The sequence below is a fragment of the Aeromicrobium sp. genome (assembly GCF_032084975.1).
Taxonomy (GTDB): Bacteria; Actinomycetota; Actinomycetes; order Propionibacteriales; family Nocardioidaceae; genus Aeromicrobium.
The window spans coordinates 1-19225 of the sequence record NZ_DAMDLR010000052.1; the positions used below are offsets into that span (position 1 = coordinate 1).

Sequence of the window (19225 nt, forward strand, 5' to 3'; positions counted from 1 at the left end):
CGGGGCTCGACGGCTCGGTGACCTCGCCTTCGCTGCGGTGGAAGCCGAGGTGCCGGTGTCGGTCCTGGTCACCGACGACGAGATCGTCGCCGCGCGCGCCGCCCTGTGGGACGAGTACCGCGTGCCCTCCGAGCACGGCGCGGCAGCGGCCTACGCGGCGCTGCACTCCGGGCGGTACGTGCCCCGGGACGGCGAGCGAGTCGCGGTCGTGGTGTGCGGCGCCAACACGGACACGGCGACCCTGGCCCTGCCTGCGTGACGCGATGGCGGCGGCGCGCACCCGTCCCCGCTGACGCTGTCCGGGGGCCCTCGGCCGGGCGTAGTCTCCGAGGATGAGCCCAGATCTTCTCCCGCCCCTGCCGGCCGGCGCCTTCGAGCGCGTCCTGTGCGTGGTGGCCCACCCCGACGACGTCGAGTACGGCACGTCGGCGGCGGTGGCGCGATGGACGAGCGAGGGTGTGGACGTCGCCTACCTGCTGCTGACCCGCGGCGAGGCCGGCATGGACGCGCTGCCTCCGAGGGAGACGGCCGAGGTGCGCCAGCGCGAGCAGATCGCGGCCTCCGACGTCGTCGGGGTCTCGCAGGTGGACTTCCTCGACTACCCCGACGGGATGCTGGAGTACTCGCTGGGGATGCGTCGGGACATCGCCATGGCGATCCGCCGGTTCCGGCCCGATGCCGTGCTGGTGGGGTCCTGGGACGTCGAGTTCGTGGCCGGGCTGAACCAGGCCGATCACCGGGTGGCCGGGCTGGCGGCGCTGGATGCCCTGCGCGACGCCGGCAACCGATGGGTCTTCCCCGAGCTGCTCAAGGAGGGACTGGAGCCGTGGTCGCCGCGGTGGCTCCTGGTGTCCGGCGACGGGAGGCCCACGCACGGCGTCGACGTCACCGGCGATCCGCTGGAGCGCGGGATCGTGTCGCTCGAGGCGCACGGCCAGTACCTGGCCGGCATCGAGGGCCATCCGCCGCCGCGCCCGATGATCACGGGCATCACGGCCATGCAGGGACGGCGGATGGGCGTGGACCATGCCGTGCTCTTCCGCGCGTTCGACTTCCACGCACCGCCGCCGATCGCCCTCGAGGCGATGCGGCTCGGAGCCGGCGAGTAGGCGTCGAGGTGTCGACGCCACGACAACGGCGCAAGAAGTCCGTGGTCGACGCGTTCCAGCGGTACGTGGCCAACCCCGTCGTCCGGCAGGTCGCGGGCCGGGTCCCGGGAGCGCCTGTCCTGCTGGAGACGACCGGCAGGACGTCCGGGCAGCCGCGCCGCACCCCGGTGGGTGGCCGACTGGTGGGCGAGTCCTTCTGGCTGGTCTCCGAGCACGGCCTGCGCTCGCAGTACGTCAAGAACCTGGCCGCGGATCCGAACGTCCGGCTGCGGATGCGCGGGCAGTGGCACAGCGGAGTCGCGCACCTGCTGCCCGAGGACGATCCACGAGCCCGTCTTCGAGAGCTGCCGCGGAGCAACAGCGCTGCGGTTCGGGCGCTGGGGACGAGTCTGCTGACGATCCGCATCGACCTCGGGCGGTAGTGCCGCGCGTCCGCATGGTGACCCCTGGGGCCGCCGTCCAGCAGGACCAGTTACGGTAAGGCTGCCCTAACCGACTAGTTCGAATGGACTACAGATGCACCTGTCCCGTGGCCTCGTGGCTGTCCTCACCCTTCCCCTCCTCGGTCTCGCGCTCAGCGCCTGCGGCAGCGGAGACGAGTCCGCCAGTGGTGGTGACGGCGAGACGATCACCGTCACCGACGCTCTCGGCGAGGAGGAGGTGCCGCTCGACCCGAAGAGCGTCGTGGTGTTCGACATGGGCGTCCTCGACACGCTCGACACGCTCGGCGTCGATGCGGTCACCGGAGTGGCCAAGGGCGGTGCCACGCCGTCCTACCTGAGGAAGTACGAGGGCGACGAGTACGTCACCGCGGGCGACCTCTTCGAGCCCGACCTCGAGGCGATCCCGCGGGCCGAGCCCGACCTGATCATCGTCGGCGGACGCTCGGCGGCCATGCACGACTCCCTGGAGAAGACCTTCGACGGCGTCCCGGTCCTGGACATGTCGGTCGACGAGACCGCCTACCTCGAGAGCTCGCGCGACAACATCATGACGCTGGCCACGATCTTCGGCGAGGAGGACCGCGCCGAGGAGATCCTGACCGGGTACGACGAGCGCATCGCCGCCGTGAAGGCGAAGTCGGGCGACGCCGGCAAGGGCCTGGTGCTGCTGACCAGCGGCGGCGAGGTCACGGCGTACTCGCTCAACTCGCGCTTCGGGTTCGTGCACGACGTCTTCGGCGTCACGCCCGCCACCGACGAGCTGGGCGACACCGAGTCGCGCCACGGCGAGGCGGTCTCGTTCGAGTTCATCCGCGAGGCGAACCCCGACCTGCTCTACGTCGTCGACCGCGACGCCGCGATCGGCGAGGAGGGCAAGTCCGCCGAGGAGATCCTCGACAACGCCCTGGTCAAGAAGACGAGCGCCTGGAAGAACGACAAGGTCTCCTACGTCGACGCCGAGGCCTGGTACATCGTCGTCGGCGGCCTCACCAGCCTCGGCACCCTGATCGACGAGGTCGAGAAGAGCATCGCCTGACCATGACGGTCACCCGTACCGCCGCCCGCACGACCCCGCCGACCGCACTGGTCGGCGGGGTCGTCGGGCTCCTCGTGCTCGCCGGCGTCAGCCTGATGGTGGGCGTCGCCGAGGTCTCGTGGGAGGTGCTCTGGGTCTCGCGGGTGCCGCGCACCGTCGCACTGGTGCTGGCCGGCGCCGCCCTCGCGGTCTGCGGCCTGCTCATGCAGCTGCTGGTGCGCAACCGCTTCGTCGAGCCGTCGACGGTCGGCACCACCGAAGCGGCCGGGCTGGGACTCGTGGTCATCACGCTGCTCGCCCCCGGCGCGCCGCTCATGGCCAAGATGGGGACCGCCGCCCTCTTCGCCCTGGCCGGCACGTGGCTCTTCCTGCGGGTCGTGCGACTGATGCCCGTGCGCGAGACGATCCTCGTGCCCCTGATCGGGCTCATGCTCGGCGGCGTGATCGCCGCGATGACGACGTTCCTGGCCTTCCACCACGACCTCCTGCAGACCCTCAACAGCTGGATGACCGGCGACTTCTCCGGCGTCCTGCGCGGCCGGTACGAGCTGCTCTGGCTGGTGGCCGGCCTCGTGGTGATCGCGTTCGTGGCCGCCGACCGCTTCACCGTCGCCGGGATGGGCGAGACGTTCTCGACGAACGCCGGCCTCGATCACCGTGCCGTCGTCGGGATCGGCCTGGGCATCGTGTCGGTGGTCAGCGCGGTCGTGGTGGTGACCGTCGGCGTGATCCCGTTCCTGGGCCTGGTGGTCCCCAACGTCGTCAGCGCGATGGTCGGCGACAACGCCCGGCGCGGCCTGCCGTGGGTGGCGCTGCTGGGCTCCGGCCTGGTGCTCGCGTGCGACATCGTCGGCCGCCTCGTGCGGTACCCCTACGAGATCCCGGTCGGCACCGTCATGGGCGTGCTGGGTGCGGCGTTCTTCCTCCACCTCCTGCTGAGGAGGGCTCCCCGTGCTTGAGACCGCACCGGCACCGAGCCCCACGATCCGGCGGCTCACCCCGTGGACCCGTGTCGCGATAGCGGCCGTGCTCGCCCTCGCGGTGATCGCGGGATTCCTGCTCACGGACACCCACGGCTACGCCGACTTCGTCGTCCCGCTGCGGGTGCGTCGACTGATCGCCCTCGTGCTCGTCGGGTGGGCGATCGCGTTGTCGACCGTGCTCTTCCAGACCGTCACCGGGAACCGCATCCTGACGCCGGCGCTGATGGGCTTCGACGCGCTCTACGTCCTGGTCCAGACCGTCGTGGTCTTCGCGTTCTCGGCCTCGCTGCTCAACGGCACCGACCCGCGACTGCAGTTCGCTCTCGAGACACTGCTCATGCTGGCGTTCGCCCTGACCCTGTTCCGCTGGCTCTTCTCCTCGGGCCGCTACGAGCTGCACGTGCTGATCCTGGTCGGGATGGTCTTCGCGACCCTGTTCCGCAGCATCGCCTCCTTCCTGCAACGGCTCATCGACCCCAGCGAGTTCCAGACGCTGCAGAACCTGATGTTCGCGTCGTTCACCACCGTCGACGAGGACCTGGTCTGGGCGACCGCGGTCGTCGTCGCCGTCGTGACGGTCGCGGTGGTCCGCCGGCTGCGGGTCTACGACGTCCTCGCGCTCGGTGCCGGTCCGGCCACGAGCCTGGGCGTCGACCACCGCCGCGAGACCACCCGGGTGCTGGCGCTGGTCGCCGTCCTCGTCTCCGTCTCGACCGCGCTCGTCGGCCCGATCACCTTCTTCGGGTTGCTCGTCGCCCACCTCGCCTACCAGCTGGCCGGCACCCACCGGCACGCCGTCGTGCTGCCGATGGCCGGCCTGTCCGCCGTCGTCTGCCTGGTCGGCGGACAGTTCGTGCTCGAGCGCCTGCTCGAGGTGACGACGACCCTCTCGGTCGTCATCGAGCTCGTCGGCGGCCTCACCTTCATCGCCCTGCTGATCCACCGCGCCAGGAGGAACCTCGCATGACCACGACCGATGTCACCGATCTGGGGGCCTGCGTCGGGATCGACGCTCCGGGCATCCGCGCCGAGGGCGTCACGAAGCGCTACGGCCGCACCGTGGTCGTCGACGACGTCCATCTGGACCTGCCGCTCGGGGGAGTGACCGCCCTGATCGGGCCGAACGGTGCCGGCAAGTCCACCCTGCTCTCGATCGTCGGGCGGCTGCTCACTGCCGACGGTGGGCGGGTCACCGTCGCCGGACTCGACGTGGCGACCGCGCGCGGCGACGAGCTGGCCAGGCGGATGGCGGTGCTGCGCCAGGAGAACCACCTCGACATCCGTCTGACGGTGCGCGACCTCGTGACGTTCGGGCGCTACCCGCACTCCAAGGGACGGCCGACCGCCGACGACCTGGTGCACGTCGAGAAGGCGCTGGAGTACCTCGACCTGGGCGACCTCGCCGACCGGTTCCTCGACCAGCTCTCGGGCGGCCAGCGGCAGCGGGCCTTCGTCGCGATGGTGCTGTGCCAGGACACCGACGTGGTGCTGCTCGACGAGCCGCTGAACAACCTCGACCTGCGCCACGCGGTCTCGATGATGGGCCGCCTGCGCGACGCCGCGCGCGAGCTGGGCCGCACCGTCGTGGTCGTCGTCCACGACCTCAACGTCGCGTCCTGCTACGCCGACACGATCGTGGCGATGCGCGACGGCGCGGTGGCCGCGTGCGGCTCGCCCGCCGAGATCATGCAGCCCGACCTGCTCGAGGAGATCTACGGCCTGCCCGTCCGCGTGCACGAGATCGACGGCCAGCGGATCGCCACGTACTACGGGTGAGCCCCGGGAATCAGTGCTTCTCGGCCAGGCTCCACATGGTCCACAGCTCGGTGCGCATGCGGCGCGGCTGGCCGAGCGTGTGCAGGACGGCGCCGGCGATGTCGGCCGGCTCCATGAACGGACCGTCCTGAGGGGCGCTGTCGCCGAAGCGGCCATCGGCCGCCGCGAAGGCCGTGTTGACGCCGGCGGGTGCGATCACGGTGGTGCGGATGCCCTCGTCCCGCAGCTCGCGGTCGAGCGCGGTGCCCAGGTTGATCTGCGCACCCTTGGTCGCGGCGTAGACGGCCTCCTGACCGCCACCGATCAGCAGTCCGGCCACCGAGCCGATGATGACGATGTCGCCGCCGTCACCCTGGGTCCGGAACTGCCGGACCGCCGAGCGCGCGAGCCAGGCCGTGCCCAGCACGTTGACGTCGACCATCAGCTCGACCTCGTCCGAGGTGACGTCCAGGACGCCTCCGTAGAAGCCGACGGCGGCGTTCGCGACGACGCTGTCCACGCGCCCGAAGGCGTCCACCCCGGCCGCCACGAGCGCGTCCGCGGTCGCTTCGTGCCGCATGTCGCCGGCCGCCACCACGAGCCGGTCCTGGTCGTGCTCGGCCAGCAACGCCGCGAGGGCGTCCTCGCGCAGGTCCCCGGCGACGACGCGCGCGCCGGCCTCGATGGCGAGGCGGGCGATGGCTCCGCCGATCCCGCCTCCCGCGCCGGAGACGACGATGACGGTGTCGCTGAGCGATCGAGCAGGAGCAGGCATGGCCGCGCCTTCCGTCCCGGGGAGGATCGTGTCTGACCCCGCCACGGTATCGCCGGCTTCGCGGGTCCGACACTCGTGACGACCCGGTCGGAGCCCGGCTGGAATACGCTCGCATCGTGAGAGCCGCGTCGACACCCTGCGCCCTCGTCGTCGGCGAGGCGCTCGTGGACGTCACCCGCCGGCCCGACGGGACCGTCGCCGAGCACCCCGGCGGCTCGCCGTTGAACGTCGCGGTGACCATGGCCCGCCAAGGCATCGACACCACGCTGGCCACCCAGTTGGGTGAGGACCGGCTGGGGGAGCTCGTCCGAGCCCACCTCGGCGACAGCGGCGTCACGCTCGCGAACGCGGGACCGTCGGGCCCGACCGGCTCAGCGACCGCCACGCTCGATGCCGTCGGCGCGGCAACGTACGAGTTCGACCTGCGCTGGGATCCCGAGCAGCTGCCCGATCCGGCGGACTTCGACGTCGTCCACGTGGGCTCGATCGGCGCCTGGATGACCCCCGGGTCCACCGTGGTCGCCGACCTCGCCCGTCGCGCGCACGACCGGGGGCAGCCGGTCGGGTTCGACCCGAACGTCCGGCCCGCGCTCGGGCCGCCGGCGGACCTGCTGCGTGAGCGGGTCCTCGACCTGGCCGCGCACAGCCGGTTCGTGAAGCTGAGCGACGAGGACGCGCAAGCGCTGGCCGGAGGGTCCGGCGACCCGCTGTCGGTGCTGGAGGACCTGGCCGGGCGCGGTGCCGCACTGGTGGCGCTGACGCGAGGAGGCGAGTCGACGCTGCTCCGCTCCGGCGACCGTCAGGTGGAGGTCCCCGTGCCCCGCGTCGACGTCGTCGACACGATCGGCGCGGGCGACACCTGGATGGGGACCCTCCTGAAGGAGCTCCTGCTGCGGGGCTGGACCGGCCGGAGCTCGTTCACGGCCGACGAGCTGCGAGAACTCGGACGGGTCGCGGCCGGAGCCGCCACCATCACTGTCTCGCGGCCCGGCGCGGACCCGCCCTGGAGCGGCGCAGACGTCCCGGACTGACGCGGGGCCCGGCCGTCTCGCAGCTCAGTCGATGATCGCGGTCGCCTCGATCTCGACCAACACATCGGGCGCGTAGAGCACCTCGACCCCGATCAGCGACGCGGGCGGAAGGGGCAGGGGCAGGCGCAGCTCCTTCGCGACCCGCTGCACGCCGTCCATCAGCTCGTCCATCCGGTCCGGCGTCCATCGAGCGACGTAGAGCGTCAGGCGTACGACATCGGTGAACGTCGCGCCGGCACCGTCGAGCGCGCGGCCCGTGTTGCGCAGGGCCTGCGCCACCTGGTCGGCGAGGTTGGGTGCCAGTGGGCTGCCGTCGGCATGGCCACCGACCTGGCCGGCCACGTGGACATGTCGCGAACCGGAGCCGACGGCCACGTGGTGGTAGGGCGTGGCCTCGGCGAGGCCCGGAGGGGAGAGGAGCTGGACGGTCATGGAGAATCCCTTCGCATTAGTTGGTATACGATTGATACCAAGTAGATTCAGGACACTTCAACGAGACCAGGTTCCCCGATGGATACCCCGCCACGCGCCCCGTCCGATGCCCAGGACGAATTGGGCATCGCCGCACCGCACCGCGAGCTGCTCGACCAGGTCCTCGACAAGTGGTCGCTCAGCGTGATGAGCGAGCTGTGCGAACGTCCGTGCCGGTTCAACGAGCTGCGCCGGGCGATTCCGGCGGTGACGCAGAAGTCGTTGACCTCGACCTTGCGACGCCTGGAGCGCAACGGCGTGATCGAGCGACGTCTCATCGCTTCGCGGCCGGTGGCGGTGGAGTACCGGATCACGCCGCTGGGCAAGACGATGCGCGAGCCGGTCGATGTCCTGCTCGCCTGGGCGTCGACCCACATGCCTGCGATCGAGCGTGCCCGACTGGCCTACGACGAGGCGCTCGACGACTGACGTCCCAGGGCCCGGCTCCGGTCCCCGATGCGCCCCGGCCGTCGATCGGTCAGTCGAACAGCTCGCCCAGCCAGTGGCTCTTCTTCTTGCCGCGGTACCGGTCGTCGTAGCGCCGGTCGCGATCGTCGTACGAGGGCCGCGAGTCGCGGAGAGGCGCGGCGGGCGGAGCGACCGAGCGGGTCACGTCGGCCTCGGCGCGCTCGAGGATCTTGTCGAGTTCGCCCCGGTCGAGCCACACGCCGCGGCACTCGGGGCAGTAGTCGATCTCCACGCCGGAGCGCTCGCTCATCACCAGAGTCGTCGCATCGTTCGGGCACTTCATGGGTCCTCCTCGGCTGGGCAACTGCGCCCAGCGTAGGACCCGGGCCCTCAGGCGTTGCCGGCTCGGCCGATCGCTGGGAGCCTGCCGACATGACCTCCTTCGTGTCCCACACCTCGGTCGACTGCGCCAACGCCTTCGAGCTCTCGCAGTGGTGGAAGCGACTGCTCGGCTACGTCGACGTCGAGGGCGATCCGAACGAGCCGGGCGACGAGGAATGCGCGATCCGCGACGCGGACTCCGGGCACGAGATCCTCTTCATCGAGGTTCCGGAGGGCAAGGCCGTGAAGAACCGCCTCCACTTCGACCTGCGACCGCGCACGGGCGATCGCGACGCCGAGATCGAGCGGGTGATCGCGATGGGTGCGCGGGAGGTGGCGGACCTTCGGGGGAAGTACGGGCCGGGCACGGGATGGGTCGTCCTGGCCGACCCGGAGGGCAACGAGTTCTGCATCCTGCGCTCCGAGGCCGAGGTGGCTTCGTCCGGGGGATGACCCTTCGATGGTGGCCCGACGACGGGCGGAAGGCTTACCGTCGGAGCATGTGCAGAAACATCCGTGTGCTCCACAACTTCGAGCCGGCGACGACCGACGACGAGGTCCGCGAGGCCGCGCTGCAGTTCGTGCGCAAGGTCAGCGGGTCGACCCGGCCCTCGCAGGCCAACGCCGAGGCCTTCGACCGGGCGGTCGACGAGATCGCGCACGCGACCCGGCACCTGCTCGACGACCTCGTGACGAAGGCGCCCCCGAAGAGTCGCGAGCGGGAGGCGATCAAGGGCCGCGAGCGTCACGAGAAGCGCATGGAGCGCGAGGTGCGCAACAGGACCGCGACCGCATAGGGCTGGACGTGTGAGTCTTCACACCCGCCCGGAGGGGATGCACGTGGGGCTGGCGTGACGTTTGAACAGGTATGAGCACTCTTCTCCAGTTGTCCTCCGAAGCCCAGGACCTGCTGTTCCGCCAGGCGCGCACCGCGAACACCTTCACCGACGAGCCGGTGACGGACGAGCAGGTCGAGGCGATCCAGGACCTGGTCAAGTACGGGCCCACCGCGATGAACTCGCAGCCGCTGCGCGTCATCCTGGTCCGTAGCGACGACGCTCGCGCGCGCCTGCTGAAGCACATGTCCGACGGCAACCGCGACAAGACCGGCACCGCTCCGCTCGTCGCGATCCTGGCGGCCGACACGAACTTCAACGAGCACCTCCCGCAGGTCTTCCCGCACGCCGAGGGTGCCAAGGACTGGTTCCCGGACGCGCAGGCCCGCGAGGCGATGGCTCGCCTCAACGCCGGCCTGCAGATCGGCTACTTCGTGATGGGCGTGCGCGCGGCCGGCCTGGCCGCCGGCCCCATGACCGGCTTCGACGCCGCGGGCATCGACGAGGACCTGCTGGCCGGCACCGGCTACCGGACGATGGTCATCGTGAACATCGGCCACCCGGGCGAGAACGCCTGGTTCGACCGGCTGCCGCGCCTCGAGCACGAGCAGGTCGTCTCCACGCTCTGAGCATCCTCAGCGCATCGGGGGCGCGTCCACCGCGTCCTCGCCGTGCCCGCGTCGAGTCACCTCGGCGCGGGCACGGTCGATTCCGCCGTGCTCGAGAGCTGCCACCGTGGACTCGCCGTGCCAGACGACCGTGCCCCGGTGGCGGACCGTGACGGCCATCCGGGCGCCGAGGTGCTCGATGGCGCCGGGGACGTTCCGTCGCTCGAGGGGCAGCGGGACCGGCAGCACGTGAGCGCCGGCGAGGTCGCCGGTTCCCTCGATGTCGACCCGCCACCGGGCGCTGCGGCCGTGCAGCGACCAACGCTCGTCGGTGACCTCGGCGCTCACGGGGGAGACGACCGGGTCGCCGAGCCGGACCACGTGACCGTCCGGCAGTCGCACCACGACCGCCGTGACCGTGGTGCGCAGTGGCCCGGCGCTGACCTCGCCGCCGGCGAAGGCGACGCACACCGACGGGTCCGCGAATCCCTGGGCCTGACCCCACCACCACGAGTCGGGGAACCCGCCCTTGCCCCAGTTCTTCTCGGCGTAGACCTGCCAGCCGTCGAGCTCCCACGTCTGCGTCCCGACGACGGCCTCGCCGCGTGCCGAGCCGCCGAGCAGCCACGGGTGCCAGTACTGGTTGAGTCCCGGGACCGACTGGAAGACACTCGAGCCGCCGAAGCCGCGGCGCGGCCACGGCGCCGGGTCGGTGACCTCGACGTCGATGCGGGCGTCGGGCCCGAGGTCGACGTGCAGGCGGTCGGGGGAGCCGCGGAAGGCGATCCCGGAGACCACGCCCAACCGGTCCTCGTCGGCATGCCCCTCGGGATGCACGGCAGTGCGCAGGAATCCGTTCGGATGGGCGGCGACACCGAGCGTCGACCATGATCCGTCGGCTGCCCGGTTCACCCCGTCGAGCGCGATCAGCACACGGCCCGTCGCGGGATCGGTGAACCGCCAGAAGTAGCCCTCCATCGCGACGTCGTGCGCGCGCAGCGGATCGCCGAACGGACGGTCCGCGCCACTGGCCCGGTAGGCGTGCCGCATCGAGCCGAGTGCGCGACTCAGGAGCGTCGTCATCCTCGTACTGTCCCAGAGCCGAAGTGGTCCCGCAGCCTGCGCTGGCGGTGCCGGAAGAAGGCGTCGATGACCCGTCCGAGGACGGAGGCCAGGCCGGGGATCGGCACCCGGGGCTCGAAGGTGACGCGGTCGTGCACGCGGGTGCCGCCGCCGACGGGGGTCAGCGTCCGCTCGTGCTCCCACCGGCGCATGCTCAGCATCGTCGAGCGCTCCAGGAACCGTCGGCCATGCTCCAGCTCGACGAGCATCAAGTGGTCGAAGTCGAAGGGGATGACGCCGAGCAGGCGGAGCCATGCCCGGCCCACGGGACGGCCGAGGGGGATCGTCTCGACCGTCAGCCCGGCCGCGTGCCGCGGCAGGCTCATCGTCATCCACGGCCGCATCTCGTGGTTGATGCCGTCGGGGGTGACGACGCGATCCCACACGTCAGCGGCGTCGGCGGGGACGTCGACCCAGTTGTCCACGGTCCTCACCGGCACGCTCCGAACCCCTCGTCGATGTGTCCCCGGATCGTCGCACGCCCTGCCGGTCGGGCGGAACCTCCGTCTTGCCGGATGCCCGCACTGTCGGGAGCATGGAGGATGACCAGTCCGAGGAGCCGCAGGCTCATCCGGGGTCTGCTCGTCGTGCTGCTGGTGGTGGGGACGGTGATGGCCGTGCTGTGGGCGCTGCAGCGTCGACTGATCTACTTCCCGGACCCCGAGCCGGTGCCCGCGGCCGCCGAGGTCGCGGAGGGAGCGCGCGACGTCACGCTCCGGACCGCGGACGGACTGGAGCTGGGCGCCTGGTTCGTGCCCGCGGCGGGACCGGACACCGGCATGGCGGTCCTGGTGGCACCGGGGAACGGCGGCAACCGGACCGGCCGGGCCAGCTTCGCCCGAGCCCTGAGCGACCGCGGCCTGGCGGTCCTGCTGATGGACTACCGCGGCTACGGCGGCAACCCCGGCACGCCGGGGGAGGAGGGGCTGGCCGCCGATGCGGACGCGGCCGTGGAGGCGCTGCGCGACCTCGGGTATCCGCCCGAGCGGACGATCTACTTCGGCGAGTCCATCGGGTCCGGCGTGGTCGCCGCGCTCCAGGCCCGGACACCGCCCGCGGGGTTGGTGCTGCGCTCGCCGTTCACCGAGCTGGCCGACGTCGGCGCCCACCACTACCCGTGGCTGCCCGTGCGCGTGCTGCTGCGGGACCGCTTCCCGGTCCTGGAGCACCTGACCGCCAGCGACGTGCCCGTCACGATCGTCTACGGCGACCGGGACACGGTCGTGCCGACCGAGCTCAGCGCGCGCGTCGCGGACGAGGCCAAGGTGCTGTCCGAGCGGGTGGTGCTGACCGCCGACCACAACGACGCCGTGATGTTCGGGGCGCCGGTCGCCGATGCGGTCCTGAGGCTGGCGCACTCGCTCCCCTAGGATCGGGCGGCGAGCCGACCCGAGGAGCAACCCGTGAGCGCAGAGGACAGGGCCCGTCAGGTGCAGCCCGGCTCGACGGTGCGCTGGGACCGGTTGGAGCGAGACGCGTTCGCGGCGCACCCGGAGGTCCTCACCGGCGTGCAGCGGAAGAGCAAGCGAACTCCCGCACGGCGTGAATGGTGGTTCGCGGTGCTGGCCCTGGTTCTCGCCGCTGTGGTGTTCGGGTCGCCGATCTGGGGATTCATCGCGGTGGCCGAGCGCGGCAGTCGGTTCTCGTCGTACCCGTTGCATGCGAACCCGCACGACACGATCCCGGTCGCCGGTGCCTTCTACGTCTGCGCGCTCGTCGTCCTGCTGGCGACGATCGGCGCGTGGTTCCGGCAGGGAGGCCGATCCACGGCATGTACTTCGGATTCGCGCTCCTCGCGTCGGTCCTCGGCACGATGACCGCCGTCCGGATCCGGAGCGAAGGCCGGGACGGCGCAGTGCAGACGTGGGACCAATGGATCATCCCCGTTGTGATCGTCACCGTGGTCTCGAGCGCCTTCGCGCTGGTGCTGGTGGCCGTCAGGTTCTGGCACCTGGTCTCGACGACGACGTCGTTCGAGGACCTCGACGAGCTCAGCGCACGTCGCGGCCGAGTCGCCGGACTCGACGAGTCCGAGCGTGAGGCGATCCGGGCGGACCTGGCCGCGGCCATCGACGATCTCGAGCAGCGCGGACTCGTCTCGGCCTCAACCGCGGGACGCGCTCGACGAGCAGAGCTGGGCACTCTCGCGCTGACCATGGAGTCGGCCAGCACCGTCTGAGCGAGGCGCCGTGCGAACCGCTGGTGTCGATCCGGCGGGGCAAGCGACCTGCGTCGCCGGGTCCGACGTCGGTCCGGCTACGACTCGTAGCGGTTCTCGGGCAGGAACTCGCGGACCTCCATGGTGCAGTGACACGCCTTGGAGAACCGGCGAGCCCATTCGAGCGCATCGGCCCGGGACTCGACGTCGACGACCGCGAAGCCGGCGACGTGGGGACCGGGAAGCTCGGCGCGGCGCTCGACGATCTCTCCGTCGACCGACACCGTGGCAGCCTCCGTGTGATGGCGCAGTCCGCCGCCGCCGACCCAGACGCCCGCCTGCTTGGCGTCGTCGACGACGGCGTGGGCGGAGGAGGTCACCTCGTCCAGCTCCTCGTCGGTGACGCTCATCGCGCCCTCGACGAACGAGATCATGAACTTCGCCATCGGGACCTCCGTCCGGTGGGCAACCGCCCACCCCGCCATCATGCGACAGTCGGTCAGTCCTCGGGAAGGTCTGCGAACTTCTTCTGCATGTCCCGGTACCAACCGAGCGACTTCTTCGGGTGGCGCCAGCGGCCCTTCATGTCGTCGCGCGCCGGCTGGTGCGCGGTGTCGCCGGCCTTCTCGGCCGCCTTGAGGTGCTTGTCCTGGGCGTTGATGACGTCGTCGGCGGTCTCGCCTCGGTGGGCGAGGTCGCACGGTCCACCGAGGTCGCGGCAGGTCATCGTCTTCATGGTCCTTCTCCTTCTCGAGGGGTTCTTGTCCTGTTGACGACGGGGAAGTCGGGAGTGTGACATCAGCCGCGACGCTCTGCGCCGTCGCGGCGCGACACCTGCTCGAGGGTCTCGGGGTCGGCGCGGAACGTGATCGCGCTGACCACGCCGTCCTCGACCGTGAAGTCGAAGACCACCTTCGCGGCGCCGAGGTGGAACCACGCGGTGCCGGGCCGCTCGCCGACGAAGACGGGCAGGGCGGCGTGGGCGCTGCCGTTGAAGAACGCCGCCACCTCGCCGCGACCGTCGATGCGGCTCGGCGTGCCGATGGCGATCGCGGCCTCGTCGGCGGTGACGGTGGCGTCGGGAGCGAGCAACTGGAGCAGCCGCTCGAACTTGCCGTTCCTGGCGGCGGCCATGAACGCGTCGACGACCTCCCAGTCCGCGAGCCGGTCCTCGGGCTGCGGTTGGGTGACCTTGGCGCGGGCCCGGGACGCGAGCTTGCGTGCCGCGACGGGCGACGTGTCGAGGACGGCCGCGATGGTCGGGAACTCGAAGCCGAAGCTGTCGTGCAGGACGAACGCGATCCGCTCGCGTGGTGACAGTCGGTCCAGCACGACGTGCAGGGCCGCCCCGACGGTGTCGGCCAACGCGATCTCATCGGCCGGGTCGCCCGTCGTCTCGCCCGGGTCGACCTCGTCCACGGGGAACGGGGTGCGGGACTTGAGCCGGTCGAGGCACAGCCGCGTCGTCACCGTCGTGAGCCAGGCGGGCAGGCTCTCGATCCGGGCCTGCGTCCCGTGCAACCGCAACCACGCCTGCTGCACGATGTCCTGCGCCTCGGCGTGGTCGCCGAGGATGCGCGTCGCGATCGCGACGAGGCGCGGCCGCTCTGCTTCGAACTGGGCTGTCTGGTCCACGGGTTCACCTTTCCACGGGTTCGTCGCTGGGTTGACGACCGCGAGCAGGGAAGTGTGACCGCCCCGGGCGGTAACCATCGTTTACTTCCCCGCGACCCTCGAACAGGAGCACAGTGGGAGGTGGGGGTGGTGGTCGATGCCGACTCTTCTCCGATGGGGCGTGGTCGCGCTGGCGACCGTGCACGGCCTGATTCACCTGATGGCGGCGGCCGTGCGGTTCGGCTGGATCGAGGATCCGGCGCTCGGGCCCGGCGACGACGCGGGGCTGTGGCTCGCCGCCGCGGTGCTTTTGCTGGTCACCGCGCTGCTGGCCGCCGGGGGCTACACGATCTGGTGGGCGACCGCCTTCGCCGGGGTGGCCGTCTCGCAGGTGGTGATCCTCCTGTCGTGGAGCGAGGCCAGCACGGGGACCCTGGCCAACATCGCGCTCCTGCTCGCCGCGGGCTACACGCTGGCGTCCCGCGGGCCGGGCAGCTTCCACGCCCAGTGGGCCACGGGCGCCAAGGCGGCGTTGTCCACCGTGAGCAGCGCACCGCCGCTCGTGACGGAGGACGACCTCGACGGCCTGCCCCAGCCGCTGGCCGCCTACGTCCGTCGCTCGCGCGCCGTGGGACGGCCACGTCCAGAGAGCATCGAGGCGCAGTTCCGCGGACGCATCCGAGGTGATCGGAACGAGCCGTGGCTGCCCTTCACGGGCCGGCAACTGAGCACATTCGGACCCGATCCGCAGCGGTGGTTCGTCATGGACGCGACGCGCTCCGGGATACCGGTCTCCATCCTGCACCGGTACGTGGGCGGGCACGCGAGCATGCGCGGCAAGCTCCTGTCGGTGCACACCGTGCTGGACGCGTCCGGCCCCGACATGGATCGCGGCGAGACCGTCACCGTGTTCAACGACCTCGTGGTCCTGGCGCCCGGCGCGATCCCCGGCGCCCCGGTCACGTGGACGCAGCTGGACGACCATCGGGTGCGCGGCGTCTACGCCAACGGCCCGCAGACGGTGACGGCCGAGCTCGTCTTCGACGCCCATCACAACCTCGTCGACTTCGTCTCGAACGACCGCCCCCGTGCCTCGATGGACGGCTCGACCGTCACGGCACAGGAGTGGTCGACGCCGTCGCCGCGCCTGCGGACCCGTCAGGGATCCCGGGCGCTGTCCGGGTCCGCCCGCTGGCGCGACGGCGACGGCTGGTTCACGTACATCGAGATGGAGTTCGACGTGATCGTCGACAATCCCACGGACGTGCGGGTCCGTGAGTCCGTCGGGCGCGAGCGGACGAGCGTCTGAGGCGGCACGTCGTCAGGCCGTGGCCACCGAGCGATCGGTCGACCTCGCGCCGACCTGCAGGGATGTCGGCGGCCCTGAGGTGTGCGAACCTGCAGGAAGGCGCCGCGCGGGACGAGCTGCACGCTCTCGCTTCCATCCACAGGAGGAACCATGAGCACGTACCAGGTCGGCTACTTCGTCGGCAGCCTCTCCTCGACGTCCATCAACCGCGTGCTGAGCCGAGCGCTGATCCGCCTCGCTCCGAAGAACCTCGAGTTCACCGAGCTGACGATCGGCAACCTGCCCCTCTACAGCCCCGACCACGACACGAGGTACCCGCCCGCGCCGCAGGCGCTCAAGGATGCGATCGCGGCGTCCGACGCCGTCCTGTTCGTGACCCCGGAGTACAACCGATCCATCCCCGGAGCTCTCAAGAACGCGATCGACTGGGCGTCGCGGCCCTGGGGCCAGAACTCGTTCGACCACATGCCGGCGGCCGTGATCGGCGCGTCGCCCGGCGCCATCGGCACCGCGGTCGGACAGCAGAGCCTGCGCGCGGTGCTGAGCTTCTGCAACGCGCGGCAGATGACCGCGCCCGAGGCCTACATCACGGCGACGCCCGGCCTCTTCAGCACCGGCGGCGAGGTCAACGACGACTCGACGGCTTCGTTCCTGGGTGACTTCATGCAGGAGTTCGGCGACCACATCGAGCGGGTGCTGACGGTGCTGCCGCGCTCGTGACGCCGGCGCTCAGCACAGTCGTGTCAACCGCTCCATGCCGGGACCGGCGTGCGTCGCGAGCCGCTGGCGCGCGTCGTCCAGTGCGTCGGACGCGTACCCCGCGGGAACGCTCACCGGGTTGAGCGCGACCCGGCTCGCCCACCGCCGGACGTCGTCGGCCGACGTCGCCGCCGCTGCCGAGCGGCTGCCCAGGACGGTCATCCGGATCCACTGGGTCAGGGAGTCGCCGTAGGGCGTCGGTGCGCACAGTGCGTTCTTCTGGGCTTCGTCGTCGCGGGTCGCCTCGACGTAGCCCACGAGCGCGGCACCGAAGCACGGGAAGCCCGCCCTGATCGGCTGCAGCGTGATCGCGTCCTGACTCCACACGGGGACCAGGGGCGGGTACTTGAGGCCGGACGCTGCGCAGTGGACGACCAGCGCATCGTGGCTCACCGCCACCGAGCCGGCCGTCAGGGTGAGCCGGCCCGGCCCGACCGAGTCCAGGTGCCCGAGCCGGACCACGTGCTCGATCGTGCGCAGCTGCTCGAGCTCCCACCGCGCGAGGGTGGGCGCCTTCGCCATGGTGGGCATCACCTCACGGTCGATCCGCAGCAGGACTCCGGCCGCCTCCAGGCGCAGGAAGAGATCCTCCGCCGAGGTGGCGTGCCGGGCCGACTCCATGAGGTCCGCGACCATGCCCACGAAGACGGCCGGATCCGGTTGGATCACGGCCCGGTCGAACATCCACGGGTCCCGCGGGCGCACCCACGTGATCCGATCGGGGTCCACTCCGTGGCCCAGGAGCCAGATGCAGGCGTCCGTGGCGGTCTTGCCGGCGCCGGCGACGACGTACTCGCGCGGCGCCTCCCGCAACCGTGCGAGGTCGTTGACCGGCACCACGTTGGCGCCGGTCTCGACCTCGAAGGGAGGCGGGGTACCGGACGGGATGCTGGGCGCGAGGTAGTGCGCGTCGACGATGCGGCATCGCTCGGGCACCGTGAATCGCTCGCCCGAGACCAGCGAGACGACGGTGCGATCCCCGGCGTACTCGCAGGCGGGCAGGAACTCGACGCGACCGGTGTGCAGCAGCGCGTCGAGGACGGCTTCGTAGTACGCGCAGATCTGAGCCTGGGTCGCTCGCTCGTGCAGGCCCTGCTCGGGCCCGTCCTGCTGACGCTGCCCGGTCCCGAGCAGCGTCGACGCGACGCCGTAGAACGAGGACGCCTGGTGCAGCCGGACGAAGGGGTACGCGTCGAGCCAGTGGCCGCCGGGTGCGTGACGCCGGTCGACGAGCGCGACACGCACGTCGGCGTGCTCGACCACGGCGTCGGCGAAGGCCATGCCCATGGCGCCCGCGCCCACGACCAGGTGGTCCACGTCCAGCACGGTGGTCACCCCTCCACGCTGGACCCGGTCCGGGCGAGGGTCAATGGTCGGTCGTGATGGCTTTGCGGGTGATGCGGTAGTCGAGGGTGAGGAAGCCGAGGCCGAAGAGCCGGAAGGCGTGCTCGGCGCGCAGCGTCCCGTCCCGGACGAAGACGTCGAGCTGCTCCTCGAAGCCGGGAACGGCCAGGGTCGTCAGCTCGTCTGCCGCCGTGTCGACGTAGGAGAGGTAGTGCCCGGCGTGGCCGTCGTCGACACGGCTGGTGAGGGTCAGGCCGCCGTCGGGTCGATGCCGAGGACGCAGGGTCGCGGTGAAGCTGCCCTCGGGGAGCGGGAACCCGACACTGACGTAGCCCGTGCCCTCGTGGGCGTAGGTCGTGTAGATGCCGAGCATGATCGGCTCCTCGTCGTCGGCGAACGACCGGATCCAGCCGCGCACCGAGACGGTGCCGTCCACACCCGAGATCGTGTCGATGCGACTGCGGATCCCGCGCTGGGCCTCACGCTGGTTCATCGGCATGCTGGCCTGGCCCAGCGGGCGCGCGATCGCGGCCCGGTAGAGCAGGTAGCCCGGGCGGACCCATGCTCGCCACCGCGGGACGATGTCGAGCGCGAACCGGGTGGTGTGCTCGTAGAACTCCCGGACCAGCGGATCGACCCGGGCGGGGTCGAGCTCGGGCCCGGCCAGGTCGTCCAGCGAGGCGACGATGCCGGTGTCGGGATGGTCCGCGGTGTACGCGGCGCCCAGCTCGTCGGCGAGCGCCCGGACGTAATCGGTCCCGACGAATCCCGATCGCGAGGGCCGCGGAACCACGAACGGCAGGTCGGCGGTCCGCGCACGCTCGGCGAGCAGGCTCACCTGGGGATCGCGGAAGACCAGCGCCGAGAGGCTCCGCTGGGCCACCACGGTCACGGCCGCGGCCAGCGCTCCCGACACTCCCGCGCGATGCAGGACGTGGCCGATCCCGGCTCCGACGACCGGGCCCATGACGACCTTCTGGGGCCGCAGGCCGAGCGCACCGATGACCGTCCCGGTGGCGGTGCTGACCGTCCGGGGGCCCGCGCCGGCTCGTTCCGCGGCCCACCCGAGCGGCGCGGCGAGCG

At 71.3% G+C, this 19225-nt stretch carries 26 protein-coding genes and 1 pseudogene; 17 read left to right on the forward strand and 10 right to left on the reverse strand.

Translation table 11 applies throughout. The features are described 5' to 3' along the window. The 7 genes and pseudogenes from RT323_RS12005 to RT323_RS12035 form a co-directional block, all read left to right on the forward strand. A pseudogene (locus RT323_RS12005) lies at positions 1 to 259 on the forward strand (threonine/serine dehydratase); the annotation flags it as partial. A 73-nt stretch (positions 260 to 332) separates the two neighbouring features. After that, a complete protein-coding gene (locus RT323_RS12010) occupies positions 333 to 1109 on the forward strand; it encodes a PIG-L deacetylase family protein (RefSeq protein WP_313408678.1) in 777 nt (258 codons plus the stop codon). 8 nt (positions 1110 to 1117) lie between these two features. Further along, positions 1118 to 1531 carry a nitroreductase/quinone reductase family protein gene (locus RT323_RS12015; protein ID WP_313408679.1) on the forward strand — a complete coding sequence of 138 codons (414 nt, stop codon included), beginning with the start codon at positions 1118 to 1120 and terminating at the stop codon, positions 1529 to 1531. A gap of 94 nt (positions 1532 to 1625) precedes the next feature. Further along, complete coding sequence (locus RT323_RS12020) at positions 1626 to 2588, forward strand: siderophore ABC transporter substrate-binding protein (RefSeq protein ID WP_313408681.1); 963 nt, start codon at positions 1626 to 1628, stop codon at positions 2586 to 2588. A 2-nt stretch (positions 2589 to 2590) separates the two neighbouring features. Further along, positions 2591 to 3547: an iron chelate uptake ABC transporter family permease subunit gene (locus RT323_RS12025; protein WP_313408684.1), complete on the forward strand. Its 957-nt coding sequence runs from the start codon at positions 2591 to 2593 to the stop codon at positions 3545 to 3547. Then, a complete protein-coding gene (locus tag RT323_RS12030) occupies positions 3540 to 4538 on the forward strand; it encodes an iron chelate uptake ABC transporter family permease subunit (RefSeq protein ID WP_313408686.1) in 999 nt (332 codons plus the stop codon). Before RT323_RS12025 ends, RT323_RS12030 begins: the two co-directional genes overlap by 8 nt. Then, a complete protein-coding gene (locus RT323_RS12035; protein WP_313408688.1) occupies positions 4535 to 5347 on the forward strand; it encodes an ATP-binding cassette domain-containing protein in 813 nt (270 codons plus the stop codon). Before RT323_RS12030 ends, RT323_RS12035 begins: the two co-directional genes overlap by 4 nt. Before the next feature lie 10 nt (positions 5348 to 5357). On the opposite strand, the gene RT323_RS12040 is transcribed toward RT323_RS12035, so the two are convergent. After that, positions 5358 to 6101, reverse strand: a complete 744-nt coding sequence (locus tag RT323_RS12040; protein ID WP_313408691.1) for an SDR family NAD(P)-dependent oxidoreductase — start codon at positions 6099 to 6101, stop codon at positions 5358 to 5360. Positions 6102 to 6217: 116 nt separating this feature from the next. On the opposite strand from RT323_RS12040, the gene RT323_RS12045 reads away from it, so the two are divergent. Then, the gene (locus RT323_RS12045) at positions 6218 to 7132 is read left to right on the forward strand and encodes a PfkB family carbohydrate kinase (protein ID WP_313408694.1); all 915 of its coding nucleotides are present in this window, start codon (positions 6218 to 6220) and stop codon (positions 7130 to 7132) included. Positions 7133 to 7156: 24 nt separating this feature from the next. On the opposite strand, the gene RT323_RS12050 is transcribed toward RT323_RS12045, so the two are convergent. Then, complete coding sequence (locus RT323_RS12050; protein ID WP_313408696.1) at positions 7157 to 7564, reverse strand: RidA family protein; 408 nt, start codon at positions 7562 to 7564, stop codon at positions 7157 to 7159. A 78-nt stretch (positions 7565 to 7642) separates the two neighbouring features. On the opposite strand from RT323_RS12050, the gene RT323_RS12055 reads away from it, so the two are divergent. Then, a complete protein-coding gene (locus tag RT323_RS12055; RefSeq protein ID WP_313408698.1) occupies positions 7643 to 8032 on the forward strand; it encodes a helix-turn-helix domain-containing protein in 390 nt (129 codons plus the stop codon). Positions 8033 to 8081: 49 nt separating this feature from the next. Here the strand turns inward: RT323_RS12055 and RT323_RS12060 are convergent, their stop codons facing one another. After that, positions 8082 to 8354, reverse strand: a complete 273-nt coding sequence (locus RT323_RS12060; RefSeq protein WP_313408700.1) for a zf-TFIIB domain-containing protein — start codon at positions 8352 to 8354, stop codon at positions 8082 to 8084. 89 nt (positions 8355 to 8443) lie between these two features. On the opposite strand from RT323_RS12060, the gene RT323_RS12065 reads away from it, so the two are divergent. From RT323_RS12065 to RT323_RS12075, 3 genes are all read left to right on the forward strand, one after another. Continuing rightward, the gene (locus tag RT323_RS12065) at positions 8444 to 8845 is read left to right on the forward strand and encodes a VOC family protein (protein WP_313408703.1); all 402 of its coding nucleotides are present in this window, start codon (positions 8444 to 8446) and stop codon (positions 8843 to 8845) included. Positions 8846 to 8892: 47 nt separating this feature from the next. Next, positions 8893 to 9189, forward strand: coding sequence for a DUF2277 domain-containing protein (locus RT323_RS12070; RefSeq protein ID WP_313408706.1), 297 nt, complete (start codon positions 8893 to 8895; stop codon positions 9187 to 9189). A gap of 71 nt (positions 9190 to 9260) precedes the next feature. Next, positions 9261 to 9857: a malonic semialdehyde reductase gene (locus RT323_RS12075; protein ID WP_313408709.1), complete on the forward strand. Its 597-nt coding sequence runs from the start codon at positions 9261 to 9263 to the stop codon at positions 9855 to 9857. Between the two features lie 6 nt (positions 9858 to 9863). Here the strand turns inward: RT323_RS12075 and RT323_RS12080 are convergent, their stop codons facing one another. Together RT323_RS12080 and RT323_RS12085 are read right to left on the reverse strand one after the other, a co-directional pair. Beyond that, on the reverse strand, positions 9864 to 10919 hold the full coding sequence (locus RT323_RS12080; RefSeq protein ID WP_313408712.1) for a tocopherol cyclase family protein: 1056 nt from the start codon (positions 10917 to 10919) through the stop codon (positions 9864 to 9866). After that, entirely contained in the window at positions 10916 to 11383 is a 468-nt protein-coding gene (locus RT323_RS12085; protein ID WP_313408715.1) for a hypothetical protein, read from the reverse strand. Before RT323_RS12085 ends, RT323_RS12080 begins: the two co-directional genes overlap by 4 nt. Before the next feature lie 117 nt (positions 11384 to 11500). On the opposite strand from RT323_RS12085, the gene RT323_RS12090 reads away from it, so the two are divergent. From RT323_RS12090 to RT323_RS12100, 3 genes are read left to right on the forward strand one after another with little or no spacing between them, the layout of a single operon-like run. Beyond that, entirely contained in the window at positions 11501 to 12328 is an 828-nt protein-coding gene (locus tag RT323_RS12090; RefSeq protein WP_313408716.1) for an alpha/beta hydrolase, read from the forward strand. Between the two features lie 33 nt (positions 12329 to 12361). Continuing rightward, positions 12362 to 12775 carry a hypothetical protein gene (locus RT323_RS12095; protein WP_313408717.1) on the forward strand — a complete coding sequence of 138 codons (414 nt, stop codon included), beginning with the start codon at positions 12362 to 12364 and terminating at the stop codon, positions 12773 to 12775. After that, positions 12730 to 13137 (forward strand): hypothetical protein, encoded by a 408-nt coding sequence (locus tag RT323_RS12100; protein WP_313408720.1) that lies wholly within the window; start codon positions 12730 to 12732, stop codon positions 13135 to 13137. The genes RT323_RS12095 and RT323_RS12100 overlap by 46 nt, the downstream gene beginning before the upstream one ends. 77 nt (positions 13138 to 13214) lie before the next feature. On the opposite strand, the gene RT323_RS12105 is transcribed toward RT323_RS12100, so the two are convergent. The 3 genes from RT323_RS12105 to RT323_RS12115 all read right to left on the reverse strand — a co-directional run bounded on the left by RT323_RS12105 (position 13215) and on the right by RT323_RS12115 (position 14751). Further along, positions 13215 to 13562, reverse strand: a complete 348-nt coding sequence (locus RT323_RS12105) for a YciI family protein (RefSeq protein ID WP_313408722.1) — start codon at positions 13560 to 13562, stop codon at positions 13215 to 13217. A gap of 53 nt (positions 13563 to 13615) precedes the next feature. After that, positions 13616 to 13852 (reverse strand): DUF1059 domain-containing protein, encoded by a 237-nt coding sequence (locus RT323_RS12110; RefSeq protein WP_313408724.1) that lies wholly within the window; start codon positions 13850 to 13852, stop codon positions 13616 to 13618. 62 nt (positions 13853 to 13914) lie between these two features. After that, complete coding sequence (locus tag RT323_RS12115; RefSeq protein ID WP_313408727.1) at positions 13915 to 14751, reverse strand: sigma-70 family RNA polymerase sigma factor; 837 nt, start codon at positions 14749 to 14751, stop codon at positions 13915 to 13917. Positions 14752 to 14887: 136 nt separating this feature from the next. Here RT323_RS12115 and RT323_RS12120 point away from each other — a divergent pair, with 136 nt between their 5' ends. Both RT323_RS12120 and RT323_RS12125 read left to right on the forward strand, forming a co-directional pair. After that, positions 14888 to 16039, forward strand: a complete 1152-nt coding sequence (locus RT323_RS12120; RefSeq protein ID WP_313408729.1) for a DUF6544 family protein — start codon at positions 14888 to 14890, stop codon at positions 16037 to 16039. A 150-nt stretch (positions 16040 to 16189) separates the two neighbouring features. Further along, entirely contained in the window at positions 16190 to 16759 is a 570-nt protein-coding gene (locus RT323_RS12125; protein WP_313408732.1) for an NADPH-dependent FMN reductase, read from the forward strand. A gap of 9 nt (positions 16760 to 16768) precedes the next feature. On the opposite strand, the gene RT323_RS12130 is transcribed toward RT323_RS12125, so the two are convergent. Both RT323_RS12130 and RT323_RS12135 read right to left on the reverse strand, forming a co-directional pair. Further along, positions 16769 to 18133 carry an NAD(P)-binding protein gene (locus tag RT323_RS12130; RefSeq protein ID WP_313408735.1) on the reverse strand — a complete coding sequence of 455 codons (1365 nt, stop codon included), beginning with the start codon at positions 18131 to 18133 and terminating at the stop codon, positions 16769 to 16771. A 31-nt stretch (positions 18134 to 18164) separates the two neighbouring features. Beyond that, on the reverse strand, positions 18165 to 19225 hold a 1061-nt coding region (locus RT323_RS12135), incomplete at its 5' end, for a hypothetical protein (RefSeq protein ID WP_313408737.1).

Excerpts from the sequence above, each read along its gene's own strand:
- RT323_RS12035 (WP_313408688.1), top strand. The coding sequence starts at position 4,535 with ATGACCACGACCGATGTCACCGATCTGGGGGCCTGCGTCGGGATCGAC.
- RT323_RS12055 (WP_313408698.1), top strand. The coding sequence starts at position 7,643 with ATGGATACCCCGCCACGCGCCCCGTCCGATGCCCAGGACGAATTGGGC.
- RT323_RS12080 (WP_313408712.1), bottom strand. The coding sequence starts at position 10,919 with ATGACGACGCTCCTGAGTCGCGCACTCGGCTCGATGCGGCACGCCTAC.
- RT323_RS12060 (WP_313408700.1), bottom strand. The coding sequence starts at position 8,354 with ATGAAGTGCCCGAACGATGCGACGACTCTGGTGATGAGCGAGCGCTCC.
- RT323_RS12050 (WP_313408696.1), bottom strand. The coding sequence starts at position 7,564 with ATGACCGTCCAGCTCCTCTCCCCTCCGGGCCTCGCCGAGGCCACGCCC.
- RT323_RS12090 (WP_313408716.1), top strand. The coding sequence starts at position 11,501 with ATGACCAGTCCGAGGAGCCGCAGGCTCATCCGGGGTCTGCTCGTCGTG.
- RT323_RS12075 (WP_313408709.1), top strand. The coding sequence starts at position 9,261 with ATGAGCACTCTTCTCCAGTTGTCCTCCGAAGCCCAGGACCTGCTGTTC.
- RT323_RS12120 (WP_313408729.1), top strand. The coding sequence starts at position 14,888 with ATGCCGACTCTTCTCCGATGGGGCGTGGTCGCGCTGGCGACCGTGCAC.
- RT323_RS12100 (WP_313408720.1), top strand. The coding sequence starts at position 12,730 with ATGTACTTCGGATTCGCGCTCCTCGCGTCGGTCCTCGGCACGATGACC.
- RT323_RS12010 (WP_313408678.1), top strand. The coding sequence starts at position 333 with ATGAGCCCAGATCTTCTCCCGCCCCTGCCGGCCGGCGCCTTCGAGCGC.
- RT323_RS12040 (WP_313408691.1), bottom strand. The coding sequence starts at position 6,101 with ATGCCTGCTCCTGCTCGATCGCTCAGCGACACCGTCATCGTCGTCTCC.
- RT323_RS12125 (WP_313408732.1), top strand. The coding sequence starts at position 16,190 with ATGAGCACGTACCAGGTCGGCTACTTCGTCGGCAGCCTCTCCTCGACG.
- RT323_RS12025 (WP_313408684.1), top strand. The coding sequence starts at position 2,591 with ATGACGGTCACCCGTACCGCCGCCCGCACGACCCCGCCGACCGCACTG.
- RT323_RS12065 (WP_313408703.1), top strand. The coding sequence starts at position 8,444 with ATGACCTCCTTCGTGTCCCACACCTCGGTCGACTGCGCCAACGCCTTC.
- RT323_RS12070 (WP_313408706.1), top strand. The coding sequence starts at position 8,893 with ATGTGCAGAAACATCCGTGTGCTCCACAACTTCGAGCCGGCGACGACC.
- RT323_RS12105 (WP_313408722.1), bottom strand. The coding sequence starts at position 13,562 with ATGGCGAAGTTCATGATCTCGTTCGTCGAGGGCGCGATGAGCGTCACC.
- RT323_RS12020 (WP_313408681.1), top strand. The coding sequence starts at position 1,626 with ATGCACCTGTCCCGTGGCCTCGTGGCTGTCCTCACCCTTCCCCTCCTC.
- RT323_RS12110 (WP_313408724.1), bottom strand. The coding sequence starts at position 13,852 with ATGAAGACGATGACCTGCCGCGACCTCGGTGGACCGTGCGACCTCGCC.